Consider the following 14381-nt stretch of genomic DNA (forward strand, 5'->3'; position numbering starts at 1 on the left):
TTAACTCACGCAATGACAATAACGGGCCCAAGCGGTTTCAAGCGGAAAGCCACGTTCCCCCGGCGCGCCGCACCTGGCCTGCGCAGATATCCCGAATTTCGGTCAGCGCCGGTGCCGAAAATGTGACGCTTTGGATATCGATTAGCAAGCAAGCCACCGCCCACCGCAGCGGAATGAGCCCCGATCGGCCCGCCGCGTCCAGTGCCGCGTCGGCCAGGGTGCGCGCTTGTTGGATGGCTCCGGCACTGCAGAGCGCCGCGGCGAGCACGACGTCGCTCTTGACGCGGTGACGCTCCGAGGCCGGGGTCATGGCTGCGGCGAGTGCGACGGCCTCCTCGGCGGCACGCACCGCGGTCCGGCCGTCGCCGCACGCCATCGCCAGCTCGGCACCCACCCATCGCCGGCGCACCGGCAACCGGTCGGGCAGCGTCGGCTCCCCGAGAACCGAATCCGCGCGGGACAACAACGTCGCCGCGACACCGAACCGGCCGACGCCCAATGCGTCGGCCGCCAAACCGATCAGGGCGTCGGCGCGGGCTTCGGGATCGGGGCCCGCCAGCGCGAGGGCACGCCCGTCCCAGCCGCGCGCTTGCGCATGCCCGCCGAGTTGACGCAGGAACGATCCGTGCGTGCTGTGGGCCAGCGACACCAGCCGTCCGGACGATGCGCTGCGGCGCACGGCGGCGAGGTCGCGGTAGGCGCTGCCGTAGCGGCCCTGGCCGCCGGCCGCGACGGCCCGCAACCAAAGCTCGTCGTTGGTGGTCGCGGTCGGTAGCGGCCAGCGTCCCGGCTGATCGCCGAACGCCGCCGCGCGCAGAGTCGGCTCAATCATCGAAGTGCAACCGGTTTCAATCACGGTGATAGTAGTAAACACTTCGTGCTGTGGGTGTTACCGAAATGTTAATCACGATCGGGTCTGTAATAAATGGCGCTTCCAAGTGTTTGTGTCCTGAGCTGGGAAATCCTTCTGGCGTCAAGTGCCTGGTAGCACGGTTCTCCTACGCGAAATGCGTGCCAGATGAACGCAAAGTTAATTCTGCTCTAATCTCAGATACTTTGCCGCGCTAAACGGCTATTGACGGAAATTCATCAGCGCCCCTAAGTTCTAGCGATGACGGGTAGTCATCGGTGACGCCACCCTTAAATCAGTTGCACACTCACTTTGCGAACCCGACCTCGTTGGGCGCGCCGTGCAGAGAGGGAACCAACCATGCCACAGCCTGAGCAGCTACCTGGGCCCAACGCCGACATCTGGAGCTGGCAACTGCAGGGACTGTGCCGAGGCGTTGACTCGTCGATGTTCTTTCATCCCGACGGGGAGCGCGGCCGCGCCCGCATGCAACGGGAGCAGCGCGCCAAGGAGATGTGCCGGCAGTGCCCGGTGATCCAGCAGTGCCGCTCCCACGCCCTCGATGTCGGTGAACCGTACGGCGTCTGGGGTGGCCTGTCCGAATCCGAGCGCGACATGCTGCTCAAGGGAGACATCGGCCGCATCCGCCGCTCGGCCTGAACCGCGGGCACCTGCGGACTCTTAGGTGGCGCGATCCCGTCGCGACACTTAACCAGTTGCGACGACACGCCGCCGCTTATCGCACTGGCTTAAGTCTCGAGGAGCGTGGCCGACCTTGACGGCGCGGCCCGCCCACTAGAGGATGTGGACATCTCGTGCGCGTTTGCGACGTCGACGAACACCCCGTCGCACGTGGAGCTGGCCGAAGCATTGCAGTACAAGCGGGCCTGGCTGTACGACTCGCCCGCCTTGTATCTCGATGTGTGGATGATTCTCACCCAATGCGCGCAACGCACGTCTCGCATCGGCATCGGGCCCGGCGTGCTCGTCCCCAGCTTGCGGCATCCGATGGTCAACGCCGCGGCGATCGCCGAGTTGGCAACCCTGGCACCGGGACGCGTGGTGGTGGCGATCGGCTCCGGCTATACCGGCCGCATGGCCCTGGGCCAGCGCGCGATGCCCTGGCGGCAGGTCGCCGAGTACGTGCGGTGCCTGAAAGCGCTGCTCGCCGGTGAAGCCGCGCAGTGGGACGGGGCCAAGATCAAGATGCTGCACCTGCCCGGCTTCGGCGCACCACGCCCGATTGCGGTGCCGCCGAACTTGGCGACGGCGTCTTCTCCGCGGCGGTACCGCAGCCCGATGCCGCACAGGTTTGCGACTGGCGCGCGCTGCTGTGCTTCGGCACCGTGCTCGACGAGGGGGAAGAACTGACGTCGCCGCGCGCCGTCGACGCCGCGGGTCCGGGCGCGGTGGTGATCGATCACGCGCTGTACGAGCGCGGTGGCGCCGCCGCGGTCGACGCCGTGCCCGGCGGCCAGAACTGGCGTGAACTGATCGAGGCCTACCCCGAAGACGAGCGCCATTTCGCGATCCATCAGGGACATCTCGTCCAAGCCAATCCCAGTGACGAGCCGCATGTTGCCGACGTGCTTCCCTTCGCAAGTTCGATGGCAGTGACCGGCACCGCCGAGGAATTGGCGGCCAAGATCGCTGCACTGGCCGCGCAGGGAGTCACCGAAATCGTTTACCAGCCAGCCGGATCCGACATCGAACGCGAGCTCAGAGTATTCGCCGCTGCTGCCGGCCTGTAACGTCCGCCCCATTAAGCTATGTTGGGCCGCAACGTAATTCGTGCTGTCGAAGCGGACGCGATCGCATCGGCCGCGGTGGCCGCCGCCCGACCGTGCAGCAGTGGTGAGCACGGGCCCGCCAACCTTCGTTTCGGTGGGCGTGAGCGGGGGTAAATCCGGCCCCATGAAAAAACCCATGAAAAAGCCCGTATCCGTCACCATAGCGGCGTTGACCGCAACCATCGCACCACTGGCTGCATGCGCAAACCAGCAGGGCAACCAGGCCGGCACGTCGGGCTCGTCGAGCGCTGCACCCGGAGCCGAGCGGATGACGACCCAGTTGAAGAGCGCCGACGGCACCCAGGTCGGCACCGCCACTATCGATTTCGCGAACGGTTACGCCACGGTCACGGTGGAGGCCGGACCCAACCAGATCCTCACCCCCGGGTTCCATGGGCTAATGATTCACGCGGTCGGCAAATGTGAGTCGCCGGACTTCGAATCGGCCGGAAGCGTGTACCAGGCGCCGGACCACAGCGGCTTCCCCGCCAGCGGTGACCTGACCGCCTTGCAGGTACGTTCCGACGGCTCGGCCAAACTCGTCACCACCACGAACTTGGTGACGGCGGCGGACTTGCGTAACAGCTCGGGTTCTTCGCTCGTGGTCCACCAGACCGCGGAGGATTTGACCACCGGGTCCAGCACTGAGAGCAAGCGCATCGCTTGTGGTGTGATCGCCGCGGCGTCCGGTTCGACGACGACGACATCGAGCACGACGAGCAGCGTCACCACGGTGACCACCACTGCCGTCGTGCCACCGCCGTCCGTGAGCACCAGCACGGTCACGGTGACCCCGACGACGTCGTCCTTGCCGACCACAGCGGCTTCCCCGGCGACGACCCCGCCGAGCCTGCCTCCCGGAACGCGCTGAGGCCGCGAGTTCGCGTCTAGCTGATCTGCCGGACGACCTTGCCCATGTCGGCGAGATCCCACACCTCGGCGAACTTGCCGTTGTCGACGCGGTACAGCGTGAACTCCGACACGCTTACCCGCCGGCCGGTCGGTTCGATTCCTTCGAAGACGCCGCGGTGGGTTCCGGTGACGGTGAAGTGGACCGAGATGTATTCGGTGTCCACGACAATGTGCCGCATATCCCAATGCCAGTCCGGGAACGCGGAGACTATCGGCGCGAACTGCGCGGCCACGGCTGCGGGATCCATCGTGGCGTCGTTGACCTTGATGGTCGGGGTGTAGAACGATGCCATTCCGTCGAAATCGTGGTCGTTACAGCATTTCAGATAAGCCTGGTACAGGGCTCGGTAGTCCGCGGCCACGGGTTACGCGCGGGCCCGCAGGACGGCGCGCCGGCGCTGCTCGTCGCCGCCGAGAATTTCGACGTCGACTGCGCCGAATCCCGCCGCCCGCAACGCATCTACGACCGGCGCCGGATCACCCACGCCGCTGAACGGCAATGCGGCGGCCACGTCATCGGCGTAGTGATGCGCCGCCACTTGCGCATCGAGGGAACAATCGGCAACCAGCGTCCCGCCCGGCGTCAGGACACGACGCCATTCGGCGAACGCCTTGGCGGGTTCGACGAGGGTCCAGATGAAGTGGCGGGCCGTCACGGCGTCGAAGCCGGCGTCGGGAAACGGCAACTGCTCGGTGACGCCCTCCACGAAGGTGATGGATAACCCGCGTTCGGTGGCTTTGGTCCGGGCGTTTGCCAGCATGGCCTGCGACGCGTCCAATCCGGTCACCTGGTGACCGAGCTCCGCGAGCAACAACGCGACGAAGCCCGTGCCGGTGGCGATGTCCAGCACCCGGGAGGGGGGCGTGATTTCACCCAAAACCGTTGTCCACAAACGATGTTCGCTCTCAGAGAAGATGCCGTGGGCGTCCTTGTGATCGTAACGTGCGCCCTCCTCCTCCCAGAATGCGCGAATGGCGCTGTGTGTGGTTGCCAGCGAGGCTTTCGGCGACATAGCGATTCACCCTAGTGGAGTACAAAGAGTCATGACCACACACGAGAGCGGCCAGGACAATCCGTCGTCCGAGGACACGGTGATCGTCGCGGAGACGCGCACCGGCACCTACACGCAGCAGATCACCGCCGGACGCCATCAGCTGATCGCCGACGAGCCGGCGCCGACCGGCGACGATGCCGGACCCAACCCATATGACCTACTGCTGGCCGCCTTGGGTGCATGCACCTCGATGACGATACGGATGTACGCCGACCGCAAAGAGTGGCCGTTGAAGCGCGTGCGAGTCACGTTGCGGCACTCGCGTATTCACGCCAGGGACTGCGCCGAGTGCGAGACGACCGTCGGATTCATCGACCACATCGACCGCTCGATCGAGCTGACCGGCGACCTCGACCACGCGCAACGGGACCGGTTATTGCTCATCGCCGAGCGCTGCCCTGTCCATCAGACCCTGACCTCCGAGGTGCGGGTCACCACCTCGTTGGTGTGATCAGACACCGACGAGCGGCCGAAGCGCCTCGCCCACCGTCGTGATGACGCCCGGCGTGTAACCGTGCGTGGGCAGGTTGACCACCACACCGTCCACACCCACGTCGAGCACACGCCGCTTGATCTCGTCGGCCACCTGGTCCGGACTGCCGGCGACCGCCCGGCCACCGCGCGCCTCGGCGATGTCGCGGGGCGCGTCGTCCAGCGCGACCGTCAGCAAGGTGCTGGTCTCCAAAGTCGCCGGATCCCGACCGATTTCGGAGCAGCGCTGCCGCAACACCTCGAGCTTGCGCGGCAGCTGGTCGATGTCGACGAGCACGTTGAGGTGGTCAGCGTAGCGGGCGGCCAAACCGAACGTCTTCTTCTCACCGCCGCCGCCGAGCATTACCGGGATGTGATCGCGATAGCGGGGCTCGTTGATCGCGCTCTCGGTGCGATACCACTTACCGGAGAAGGTGGGACGCTGCCCGTGCAGCATCGGCACGATGATCTGCAGCGCCTCCTCGAGCTTTTCGAACCGCTCGGTGAAGGTGTCGAAGTCGAATCCCAGCTGCTGATGCTCGAGCTCGAACCAGCCGGCACCGATGCCGAGGATGGCCCGCCCGGCACTGACGACGTCCAGCGTCGTGATCTCCTTGGCGAGCAGGGCCGGGTTGCGGTAGGTGTTGCCGGTCACCAGCGTCGATAGCTGCACCCTCTTGGTAGCCGTGGCCAGCGCGCCCAACGCCGTGTACGCCTCCAGCATGGGTTCGTCCGGTTCACCCAGGACTGGCAACTGGTAGAAGTGGTCCATCAACAGCACCGTGTCGAACCCGGCCGCCTCGGCTTCCTGGGCCTGGGCTATGACCGCGGGAAACAGTTCGGCTACCGGTGTGCCGTAGGAGAAGTTCGGGATCTGCAATCCAAGTCTGATAGTCACGCCCTTACCCAACCATGTGTGGGGGCGGTTACATTCCGGCAGCCGCAGTCACGGGCGACGCAGCACCAGCAATTCGCCGGTCACCTTTTCCTCGGCCAGCAGCTCGCCGATCGCCGAGCTCTGGCTTTCGGCCAGTTGCCAGGTCTGCGTGTGCCCGTAGCGGTCGCTGAGCATCTTTTCGACGGCCTCCACGCGCCGCGTCCAGTCCTGGGGGATCGGGGGCAGATCGGCAGTTCCTCGCCAGTGTTCGACCCGCAGCCCGGATCGTTGGGTCAGCTCGACCAGCTCGTCGGGCGTCGGGAAATGGTTGGCCTCGAGCCGCTTGCGGGCGTCGGCGTGACGGCCCACGAAGACGAGTAGGCCGATAGCCGCGCCGGGCCGCACCACGCGCCGCAGCTCCTCGAGCACCGCGAGTTGATTCGGCGTCGTGCACAGCACACCCAATGACCAAGCGGCGTCGAAAGATTCGTCTGCCCACGGCAACTTGTCCCCGTCCGCACAGACCACCGGCAAGCCGAACAATTTTCCCGCGGCCCGGCACGCGCCCAGTTCCGGCTCCACCAGCACCGGCCGTACCGACCGCGACTGCGCCGCGTACGCGGCGGGACCCCCTACTCCCGCTCCGGAGTCCAGCAGCCGAACCCCCGGCTGCAGCCCCATGCGCTCGATCAGCCAGTCCAGGGCGGCCGGGCTGCCGCTTCCCCGGCACCCGGCGGGGACGTGAAACTGCGGTCCCAGGTCCGCCGCGACCCGTGCCGTCCATTCCGCCACCGTGTCGAACTCGGCCTCCATCGCATCGGTCACGATGCCTCCGCTCGAATCACACGGCCCACCTCTGCCTTGATCTCCGCGCCGAGCCGGCCGCCCGAGGCCGACGCGAGGCCGGAGACGTTGACTCCGGCCACACCCTCGATAGAAAGTAGCGCGCGCGCCTCCGCCACCGCCGCCGCGACGCCCGCGGCCACCGGGTCGGCCGCCCCCAGCACCCGCTCGGTCACGCTTTCGTCGAGTTCCAGGCCGGGCAGGCCCTGCAACACCGCCGCCGAAACGCGATCGGTGAACACCGCGACCGCGGCGATCACCGGGATCGTCAACCCGGCCGCGGTTGCCGCGGTCATGAACTCGGCGATGATCGCCGGGAAGGGCACGTGGTTGAGCACGGCCAGGCTCGCGCCCGCGCGTTGCTTCTGGACCAGCCGTTCGGGGCGGGCGTGCACCGGCGGCGCGGTCGGTGTCTCGGGAACCGCCGCGACCATGCCCACCGACGCGGCCAGCGACACCAGTCGTGGCCCGTCCAGATCGAAAGTCTGCGTGACGTCCGGGCACACGTCGTAGCCCCGGCCGTCGCCGGTCACGCACAACACAGTCTCGACGCCGATGCTGTGCAGGCCCCTGAGCTCCTGTTCGAGCACGACGCGGTTGCGGTCGCGACACGACAAGGTCATCCAGGGCGTCACGCCCGCGTCGAGCAACAGCGAACCCATCAACGTCGGCGGGAAATCGGGCTTGTTTTGATGCTCGCCCACCAGGACGGCGTCACAGCCGGGAGCCAGGACGGCGGCGGTGGCCGCGACGTCGTTGCGGTCGAACGGCGTGCAGCTGAAGTCGGCCAATACCAGGGGAGCTCGCACGGCCCGCGGTGCCGATACAACTCCCGACCACGGCACGACGTCGGCGAATACGCAAGCGCCGGGGCGCATTTCGCATTGACCGTCGGGCCGCACGCCGCCGCATGGTCCGAACTCCATCCGTTTCGGACAGCCCAACTCCGTCGACGTCACCGCAGACGTGTACCCCGGGGCGGGCAGGCGGTAACGGTTTGCGTCCCGGGAAGCGGCCCCGGGTCCGACCTGCAAACCGTACTGTTCTGACATGCAGACGGTGCTGTTCGCGCTGGGGCTGGTTTTGTTCCTGCTGGGACTGCTCACCGGCATCGCCGTTCCCGCGCTGAAGAATCCGCGCATGGCGCTGTCCAGCCATCTCGAGGCCGTACTGAACGGCTTGTTCCTGGTGGTGCTCGGGTTGCTCTGGCCACACGTCCAGCTGCCGGCGGCCTGGGGCGCCACGGCGGTGGTGCTGATCGTCTACTCGGCCTACGTGAACTGGTTGGCCTCGCTGCTGGCGGCGGCCTGGGGCGCCGGCCGCAAACTCGCTCCGATCGCGGCGGCGGGCCACCAGGCGTCCGCGGCTAAAGAGATGATCGTCAGCGTGCTGTTAGTGTCACTGTCGCTGTCGGTCGTGGTCGGCGTGGGCATCGTCATCGCCGGGCTCTGAGGGGCGCCGAGCCGTCACCGGTCCGCGAATTCGGCGAGTTTGGGTGGCCGCATCATCTGACTCCGGCGGGCCACAAGACCGGGCGGCAAGCAAAACACCCCCGGCGAAAAGACCGGGGGTGCTTCGCACAGCGATTTCTAGTGGTGGTGGTGATGACCGTGGCCGTGGCCGTGGTCGTCGTCCTCGTTGGCCGGCTTGTCGACGACCGCCGTCTCGGTGGTCAGCACCATGCGAGCCACCGACGCCGCGTTCAGCACCGCCGAGCGCGTCACCTTGACCGGGTCGATGACCCCGTCGGCGATCAGGTCGCCGTAGCTCAGGGTGCTGGCGTTCAGGCCGTGGCCGGCCGGCAGCTCACGGACCCTACTGACCGCGACCGCGCCGTCCAGGCCGGCGTTGGTGGCGATCCAGTACAGCGGCGCGGTGAGCGCCTCGGCAAAGACGTCGACGCCCGCGGCCTCGTCACCGCTCAGCGAGGCACGCAGATCCTGCAGCGACTTGCCGGCCTGGATGAGCGCCGATCCGCCGCCCGCGACGATGCCCTCTTCGACCGCGGCCTTCGCGGCGGCGACGGCATCCTCGACGCTTTCCTTGCGCTCCTTGAGCGCCGTCTCGGTAGCCGCCCCCACCTTGATGACGGCCACGCCGCCGGCGAGCTTGGCCACCCGCTCCTGCAGCTTCTCGCGATCCCAGTCGGAGTCGCTGGCCTCGATCTCGGCCCGCAGCTGCTTGACCCGCTTCTCGACGGCGTCCTTGCTGCCGCCGCCGTCGACGATGATGGTGTCGTCCTTGCTGACCACCACGCGGCGGGCCGAGCCGAGCACGTCGGTGCCCACCTCGCGCAGCAGCAGCCCGGCGTCGGGGTTGATCACCTGGCCGCCCGTCACGATCGCCAGATCCTCGAGGAAGGCCTTGCGGCGGTCACCGAAGAACGGCGCCTTGACCGCGACCGCCTTGAGGGTCTTGCGGATCGAGTTGACGACCAGCGTCGCCAACGCCTCGCCCTCGACATCCTCGGCCACGATCAGCAGGGGCTTGCCCGTCTCGGCGATCTTCTCCAGCATCGGCAGCAGGTCGGGCAGCGAGCTGATCTTCTCCTGGTGCAACAGGATCAGCGGGTCGTCGAGCACCGCCTCCTGCGAGTCGAAGTCCGTGACGAAGTAGGCCGACAGGAAACCCTTGTCGAACCCGACGCCCTCGGTGAACTCCAGCTCGGTGTTCAGGGTCGAGGATTCCTCGACGCTGACGACGCCGTCGGCGCCGACCTTGTCCATGCCCTCGCCGACCAGCGCACCGATCTGCTCATCGCGAGAGGAGACCGTCGCGATCTGGGCGATACCGTCGCGACCGGCCACCGGCGTGGCCGCGGCCAGCAGCGCCTCGGACACCGCGTCGGCGGCCTTGCTGATGCCGGCTCCCAGCGCGATCGGGTTGGCACCGGCGGCGACCATGCGCAGGCCGCCCTTGACCAGTGCCTGTGCCAGCACGGTGGCGGTGGTGGTGCCGTCGCCGGCGACGTCGTTGGTTTTGGTCGCCACGGACTTCACCAACTGGGCGCCCAAGTTCTCGAAGGGGTCTTCCAGGTCGATCTCCCGCGCCACGGTGACGCCGTCGTTGGTGATCACCGGGCCACCAAAGGCCTTGGCCAGCACCACATGCCGGCCGCGGGGGCCCAGCGTGACCCGCACCGCGTCGGCGAGCTTGTTGACGCCCGCCTCCATTGCGCGACGCGCGGTTTCGTCGTACTCAATCAGCTTGCTCATCAGGGTCCTTTACACGCCCGTGAACGCATGCCGCCCCGGAAATCACCCGTGCCTGCGCACGGTGATCGCCGGGGCGGGACACGGTTCTTACTTGGAAACGACAGCCAGCACGTCGCGCGCCGACAGGATCAGGTACTCCTCGCCGTTGTACTTGATCTCGGTGCCGCCGTACTTGCTGTAGATGACGGTGTCGCCCTCCGACACGTCCAGCGGGATCCGCTTGTCGCCATCCTCGTCCCACCGGCCGGGGCCGACTGCGACGACGGTGCCTTCTTGCGGCTTCTCCTTGGCGGTGTCAGGAATGACCAGACCGGACGCGGTCGTGGTCTCAGCCTCGTTGGCCTGCACGAGAATCTTGTCCTCGAGTGGCTTGATGTTCACCTTCGCCACGATTGGAGCCTCCACTATTTGGATCGGGTCCGGGCGATCGCCCGGACTGGTGTTGGCGGTCGATCCAGGCCGAGCCCGAACCGTCCAGTTACCAGATGATTCGGCATTCGGTCATGCCCTTGGGCCGTCGTCGCGGGTGCCGACACAGGGGATAGCCCGATTGCCACCTAGCACTCTATACACGAGAGTGCTAGCACTCAAGGCCGCCCCGCTGCTTCCCCGATTTTTCCGCTGTGAGCTCAGCTCACCTGGGCTTTTACCACCGGCAGTCCCGGGTCGGTGGGCGCGTCCAACGGCGACGGCGCCGCGCCCGCCGCCACCAGGTGCGCGGCGAAGGACGCGATCATCGCGCCGTTGTCGGTGCAGAGTCGGGGCCTGGGGATTCGCAGCGTCACGTTCGCCTCGGCGCAGCGCTGGGTGGCCAACTCCCGCAGCCGCGAGTTGGCGGCCACTCCCCCGGCGATCAGCAGGGTCTGCACGCCCAGCTCGGTGGCGGCGCGCACCGCCTTCCGGGTGAGCACGTCGGCGACGGCCTCCTGGAATCCGGCGGCGATGGCTGCGGTGTTCACGTCGGGTTGGCTTTCCACGTAGCGGGCCACCGCGGTCTTGAGGCCGGAGAAACTGAACGCGTACGGGTCGTCGGCGGGGCCGGTCATACCCCGCGGGAAGACGGGGATCTGCGTGGCGGCGCCATCGCAGCTGCGGGCCAGCTCGTCGAGCACCTTGCCGCCGGGATACCCCAGCCCCAGCAGCCGGGCCACCTTGTCGTAGGCCTCACCCGCGGCGTCGTCGACGGTGCTGCCCAGCTCGACGATCGGTGCGCCGAGTGAGCGCACGTGCAGCAGGTGCGTGTGGCCCCCGGAGACCAGCAGTGCCACGCACTCGGGCAGCGGACCGTGTTCGTACACGTCGGCGGCCAAGTGCCCGCCGAGGTGGTTCACCGCGTAGAAGGGCACCCCCCACGCGGCCGAATACGCTTTGGCCGCAGCCACTCCGACCAACAGCGCGCCGGCCAGGCCGGGCCCGATGGTGGCGGCGACGACGTCGGGCTTGGCGACGCCCGCGGAGGCCAGCGCGCGGCGCATGGTCGGGCCGAGCGCCTCCAGATGGGCCCGCGACGCGATCTCGGGGACCACCCCGCCGAACCGGACGTGCTCGTCGACGCTGGAGGCGACCTCGTCGGCCAGTAGGGTGATGGTGCCGTCGGGGTCCAGCCGAGTGATCCCCACTCCCGTTTCGTCGCAAGATGTTTCGATCGCCAGGATGGTTGTGCTCATGTGGCTTCCCGTCGCATTGTGTAGGCGTCCGCGCCGCTGACCCGGTAGTAGCGCCTGCGCAGTCCGATCTGCTCGAAGCCGACGCTGCGGTACAGCGCGATGGCCGGCTCGTTGTCGGTGCGTACCTCCAGGTACACGACGCCGCCGCCGGCGAACTTCAGCAGCTCCTCGAGCAGCCGCCGGCCGATCCCGCGGCCCTGGTATGCGGGGTCCACGCCGATGGTGTGCACCTCGTACTCGAACGGCGGTTTGCGGCCCAGTTTGGCGATCCCGGCGTAGCCGACCAGTGTGTCGGCGGTGCGCGCCGCCACGTAATGGTTGTGGGCGCTGGCCAGTTCCCGGTTGAACGCGTCGGCGGGCCACGGGTCGTCGCCGTCGAACAACAGGGCTTCCAGCTGCGCGCAGCGCTGCGCATCGGCCCGGGTCAACGCGCCGAGGGTCACTGGTTCGCCGGCGGCGGTCATTGCCGCGCCGCCAACGGTTTTGCATCGGGGCGGCGCAGATACAACGCCACCAACGGCGCCGGCTCAGCCGACCAGTCCGGCACCGCTGAGGCTGATGGCGCGGCTCCTCCGTCCGCCGTCCCGGCCGGCATCGTCACCGCGGCGACAAGCCCGGCGGGGGTGGGATGAACGGGCTCGCGCACGGGCAAGCCGAACAGCGCGGCGTGTTCGGGCGAACCGGCGACGGCCCGGGCCGGACCGGGGTCGACGTCAGCGGGGGCATTGACCGCCGGGCCCTGCACGCGGACTCCGTCTTGGTAACGGGCCCAATAGATTTCACGTCGCCGAGCATCGGTGACGACCAGGGTGTCGCCGGAGGTCAGCACCCCGATGGCGTCCAGGCTGCACACGCCGTGCACGGGGATGCCCAGCGCGTGAGCGTACGCGGCGGCCGTGGCCATCCCGGCGCGCAGCCCGGTGAACGGGCCGGGACCGCAGCCCACCGCGACGGCGTCCAGGTCGTTCATCGTCAGCCCGGCGTCGGCCAGTGCACCCAGGGCGTTAGGTGTGAGTCTTTCGGCGTGGGCGCGGGCGTCGATGGTGACGCGCTGGGCCAGCACGGTGCAGGCCGCGCCGTCGCGGCGGACCACGCCGGCGGTCACGGCCGGGGTGGATGTGTCCAGTGCGAGAAGCAGATTCACGGGTGTGCCCATCGCCAGGTCGCAATCCGCACGTCGGAGTGGCTGACACGCTCCAGCCGGATGTCGAGATGATGTTCGGCCAGCCGTTCGGCCAAGCCCTCACCCCACTCCACCACGACGACGGCATCTTCGAGGTCGGTGTCGAGGTCCAGCGAATCGAGTTCAGCGAGCAGGTCGGCGCCGTGGCGATCCAGCAGCCGATACACGTCGACGTGAATCATCGCCGGCGCGTTCGCGCGTCGCGGCGGGTGTACCCGGGCCAGCACGTAGGTGGGCGAGGTGACCGGCCCGTCGACGTCCATGGCCTCGGCGATTCCCTTGGCCAGCACCGTCTTTCCTGCCCCAAGCGGACCGGAGAGCACGACCACGTCACCGGCGCGCAGCTCCCGGCCCAGCCGCGCACCGAGCGCGATGGTGTCCTGCACGCGGTCACAGGTCGCGGTGCCCGAGCTCGACCTCAGCTCAGCCACGACGCCGCCACCGATCTTCCATCCGTCGGTACCACAACGTCACCCGGCCCGGGTTGGCGCGGTTGACCAGCCGGACCAGGCCCTCGTTGATCGCCTCGGGTTTGTCCAGCAGGGCAAGGTGACTGGCGCCGTGGACGATCACCAGCTCGGATTGTGGCAGCGACGCCGCCATTTTCCGCGAGTACTCGTCCGGCGTGATCAGATCGTGGTCGCCGCAGGCGATCAGCGTCGGGATTCGCAGCAGCGTCCACAATCCGCCGGTTTCGTCGTGCACTTCCAGCGCCCGCATGAAGCCGACCAGCGTCGGGATCGGGGTACCGTTCATCATGCGCTGGGAGAACGCGTCCAGGCTCCGGCTGACGTGCAGGTCGCTGTAGGAGGCGGCCCGCAGCACCGGGCCGATCAGCGAGCGTGACACGTTGCGTCCGCGGTGCATCAATTTGGGGGCGGACCGCGCGGTGAACCGAAATGCTTCCACCGCAGGGTTTTTCAGGATCTCGCCCAGCGGTGACCGGGTAACGCCTTCGGCGGCCGAGGAGATCAGCGCCGCTCCGACGATACGGGTGCCGTAATGCTCGGGGTATTGCCGGGCGTGCGAGAGCACCGTCATCCCGCCCATCGAGTGGCCGACCAGAATGAGAACCCCGCGCGGGGCGACCTCGGCCAGCACGCTTTCCAGATCCTGACCGAGCTGGGTCAGGGTGTAGGTCTCCGGCGCGGCCTCACCGGACCGGCCATGGCCGCGCTGGTCGTAGAAGACCATGCGCACCCGTGGCCCCCACTTCTCGGCGAGCCGCGTGCGCTGAAAGTAGAAGGCACCCATCCGCAGGCAGAAACCGTGCACGAACACCATCGTCAGTGGCGCGTCCACCGGACCGACTTCCCGCACCGCCAGCGGCACCCCGTCGCCGGTGGTCACCACGTAGCTACGGTCGCTGGGCATCCGCTCGAAATCCTCACCAGCATACGGGTCTTCGACGTGGCTGATGCGTTGCGTCATGGATCGGCGCACCGAGGCGCCGACGATGGTCGCGACCGCGGTCAGCCCGGCACCCCCGGCAAACCACGTCCTTCCCCCGTGTCGCCG

At 67.9% G+C, this 14381-nt stretch carries 19 protein-coding genes; 6 read left to right on the forward strand and 13 right to left on the reverse strand.

All coding sequences use genetic code 11. From position 1 onward, the window contains the following. Positions 1-37: 37 nt before the first annotated feature. Entirely contained in the window at positions 38-832 is a 795-nt protein-coding gene (locus AWC25_RS00940; RefSeq protein WP_069399100.1) for a tetratricopeptide repeat protein, read from the reverse strand. 378 nt (positions 833-1210) lie between these two features. Between AWC25_RS00940 and AWC25_RS00945 the strand changes: the two genes are divergently transcribed. The 4 genes from AWC25_RS00945 to AWC25_RS00955 all read left to right on the forward strand — a co-directional run bounded on the left by AWC25_RS00945 (position 1211) and on the right by AWC25_RS00955 (position 3511). Further along, positions 1211-1510 carry a WhiB family transcriptional regulator gene (locus tag AWC25_RS00945; protein WP_044509927.1) on the forward strand — a complete coding sequence of 100 codons (300 nt, stop codon included), beginning with the start codon at positions 1211-1213 and terminating at the stop codon, positions 1508-1510. A 105-nt stretch (positions 1511-1615) separates the two neighbouring features. Beyond that, a complete protein-coding gene (locus tag AWC25_RS27215; RefSeq protein ID WP_232326906.1) occupies positions 1616-2221 on the forward strand; it encodes an LLM class flavin-dependent oxidoreductase in 606 nt (201 codons plus the stop codon). Then, the gene (locus AWC25_RS27220; protein ID WP_244899438.1) at positions 2197-2601 is read left to right on the forward strand and encodes a hypothetical protein; all 405 of its coding nucleotides are present in this window, start codon (positions 2197-2199) and stop codon (positions 2599-2601) included. The genes AWC25_RS27215 and AWC25_RS27220 overlap by 25 nt, the downstream gene beginning before the upstream one ends. A gap of 175 nt (positions 2602-2776) precedes the next feature. Next, on the forward strand, positions 2777-3511 hold the full coding sequence (locus tag AWC25_RS00955; protein ID WP_085166244.1) for a superoxide dismutase family protein: 735 nt from the start codon (positions 2777-2779) through the stop codon (positions 3509-3511). 16 nt (positions 3512-3527) lie between these two features. On the opposite strand, the gene AWC25_RS00960 is transcribed toward AWC25_RS00955, so the two are convergent. Both AWC25_RS00960 and AWC25_RS00965 read right to left on the reverse strand, forming a co-directional pair. Then, on the reverse strand, positions 3528-3914 hold the full coding sequence (locus AWC25_RS00960) for an ester cyclase (protein ID WP_069399103.1): 387 nt from the start codon (positions 3912-3914) through the stop codon (positions 3528-3530). A gap of 3 nt (positions 3915-3917) precedes the next feature. Then, positions 3918-4565: a class I SAM-dependent methyltransferase gene (locus AWC25_RS00965; protein WP_069399104.1), complete on the reverse strand. Its 648-nt coding sequence runs from the start codon at positions 4563-4565 to the stop codon at positions 3918-3920. 31 nt (positions 4566-4596) lie between these two features. Here AWC25_RS00965 and AWC25_RS00970 point away from each other — a divergent pair, with 31 nt between their 5' ends. Then, positions 4597-5058 carry an OsmC family protein gene (locus AWC25_RS00970; protein WP_085166226.1) on the forward strand — a complete coding sequence of 154 codons (462 nt, stop codon included), beginning with the start codon at positions 4597-4599 and terminating at the stop codon, positions 5056-5058. Here the strand turns inward: AWC25_RS00970 and AWC25_RS00975 are convergent, their stop codons facing one another. Genes AWC25_RS00975 through AWC25_RS00985 form a run of 3 tightly spaced genes read right to left on the reverse strand, consistent with a single transcriptional unit; the run spans position 5059 to position 7724 of the window. Beyond that, the gene (locus tag AWC25_RS00975) at positions 5059-5976 is read right to left on the reverse strand and encodes an LLM class F420-dependent oxidoreductase (RefSeq protein WP_085166227.1); all 918 of its coding nucleotides are present in this window, start codon (positions 5974-5976) and stop codon (positions 5059-5061) included. 48 nt (positions 5977-6024) lie between these two features. Then, on the reverse strand, positions 6025-6780 hold the full coding sequence (locus AWC25_RS00980) for a class I SAM-dependent methyltransferase (protein WP_232326909.1): 756 nt from the start codon (positions 6778-6780) through the stop codon (positions 6025-6027). Further along, the gene (locus AWC25_RS00985) at positions 6777-7724 is read right to left on the reverse strand and encodes a methylenetetrahydrofolate reductase (RefSeq protein WP_244899439.1); all 948 of its coding nucleotides are present in this window, start codon (positions 7722-7724) and stop codon (positions 6777-6779) included. The genes AWC25_RS00980 and AWC25_RS00985 overlap by 4 nt, the downstream gene beginning before the upstream one ends. A gap of 124 nt (positions 7725-7848) precedes the next feature. Here AWC25_RS00985 and AWC25_RS00990 point away from each other — a divergent pair, with 124 nt between their 5' ends. Further along, a complete protein-coding gene (locus AWC25_RS00990) occupies positions 7849-8250 on the forward strand; it encodes a hydrogenase (protein ID WP_069399108.1) in 402 nt (133 codons plus the stop codon). A gap of 137 nt (positions 8251-8387) precedes the next feature. On the opposite strand, the gene groL is transcribed toward AWC25_RS00990, so the two are convergent. From groL to AWC25_RS01025, 7 genes are all read right to left on the reverse strand, one after another. Then, entirely contained in the window at positions 8388-10013 is a 1626-nt protein-coding gene (gene groL, locus AWC25_RS00995) for a chaperonin GroEL (RefSeq protein ID WP_085166229.1), read from the reverse strand. Positions 10014-10100: 87 nt separating this feature from the next. Next, a complete protein-coding gene (gene groES / locus AWC25_RS01000) occupies positions 10101-10403 on the reverse strand; it encodes a co-chaperone GroES (RefSeq protein WP_044512867.1) in 303 nt (100 codons plus the stop codon). A 239-nt stretch (positions 10404-10642) separates the two neighbouring features. Next, a complete protein-coding gene (tsaD, locus tag AWC25_RS01005; protein ID WP_069399110.1) occupies positions 10643-11680 on the reverse strand; it encodes a tRNA (adenosine(37)-N6)-threonylcarbamoyltransferase complex transferase subunit TsaD in 1038 nt (345 codons plus the stop codon). Then, positions 11677-12144 (reverse strand): ribosomal protein S18-alanine N-acetyltransferase, encoded by a 468-nt coding sequence (gene rimI, locus AWC25_RS01010; protein WP_069399111.1) that lies wholly within the window; start codon positions 12142-12144, stop codon positions 11677-11679. The genes tsaD and rimI overlap by 4 nt, the downstream gene beginning before the upstream one ends. Then, entirely contained in the window at positions 12141-12836 is a 696-nt protein-coding gene (gene tsaB, locus AWC25_RS01015) for a tRNA (adenosine(37)-N6)-threonylcarbamoyltransferase complex dimerization subunit type 1 TsaB (RefSeq protein WP_142278648.1), read from the reverse strand. Before tsaB ends, rimI begins: the two co-directional genes overlap by 4 nt. Beyond that, entirely contained in the window at positions 12821-13294 is a 474-nt protein-coding gene (gene tsaE, locus AWC25_RS01020; RefSeq protein WP_069399113.1) for a tRNA (adenosine(37)-N6)-threonylcarbamoyltransferase complex ATPase subunit type 1 TsaE, read from the reverse strand. The genes tsaB and tsaE overlap by 16 nt, the downstream gene beginning before the upstream one ends. Beyond that, positions 13287-14339, reverse strand: coding sequence for an alpha/beta fold hydrolase (locus AWC25_RS01025; protein ID WP_198166599.1), 1053 nt, complete (start codon positions 14337-14339; stop codon positions 13287-13289). Before AWC25_RS01025 ends, tsaE begins: the two co-directional genes overlap by 8 nt. Positions 14340-14381: the final 42 nt, after the last annotated feature.

The sequence above is a fragment of the Mycobacterium sherrisii genome (assembly GCF_002102355.1).
Lineage (GTDB): Bacteria > Actinomycetota > Actinomycetes > Mycobacteriales > Mycobacteriaceae > Mycobacterium > Mycobacterium sherrisii.

Excerpts from the sequence above, each read along its gene's own strand:
- AWC25_RS00990 (WP_069399108.1), top strand. The coding sequence starts at position 7,849 with ATGCAGACGGTGCTGTTCGCGCTGGGGCTGGTTTTGTTCCTGCTGGGA.
- AWC25_RS00970 (WP_085166226.1), top strand. The coding sequence starts at position 4,597 with ATGACCACACACGAGAGCGGCCAGGACAATCCGTCGTCCGAGGACACG.
- groL (WP_085166229.1), bottom strand. The coding sequence starts at position 10,013 with ATGAGCAAGCTGATTGAGTACGACGAAACCGCGCGTCGCGCAATGGAG.
- tsaB (WP_142278648.1), bottom strand. The coding sequence starts at position 12,836 with ATGGGCACACCCGTGAATCTGCTTCTCGCACTGGACACATCCACCCCG.
- AWC25_RS00985 (WP_244899439.1), bottom strand. The coding sequence starts at position 7,724 with ATGGAGTTCGGACCATGCGGCGGCGTGCGGCCCGACGGTCAATGCGAA.
- tsaD (WP_069399110.1), bottom strand. The coding sequence starts at position 11,680 with ATGAGCACAACCATCCTGGCGATCGAAACATCTTGCGACGAAACGGGA.
- rimI (WP_069399111.1), bottom strand. The coding sequence starts at position 12,144 with ATGACCGCCGCCGGCGAACCAGTGACCCTCGGCGCGTTGACCCGGGCC.
- AWC25_RS00940 (WP_069399100.1), bottom strand. The coding sequence starts at position 832 with ATGATTGAGCCGACTCTGCGCGCGGCGGCGTTCGGCGATCAGCCGGGA.
- AWC25_RS00965 (WP_069399104.1), bottom strand. The coding sequence starts at position 4,565 with ATGTCGCCGAAAGCCTCGCTGGCAACCACACACAGCGCCATTCGCGCA.
- AWC25_RS00955 (WP_085166244.1), top strand. The coding sequence starts at position 2,777 with ATGAAAAAGCCCGTATCCGTCACCATAGCGGCGTTGACCGCAACCATC.
- AWC25_RS00945 (WP_044509927.1), top strand. The coding sequence starts at position 1,211 with ATGCCACAGCCTGAGCAGCTACCTGGGCCCAACGCCGACATCTGGAGC.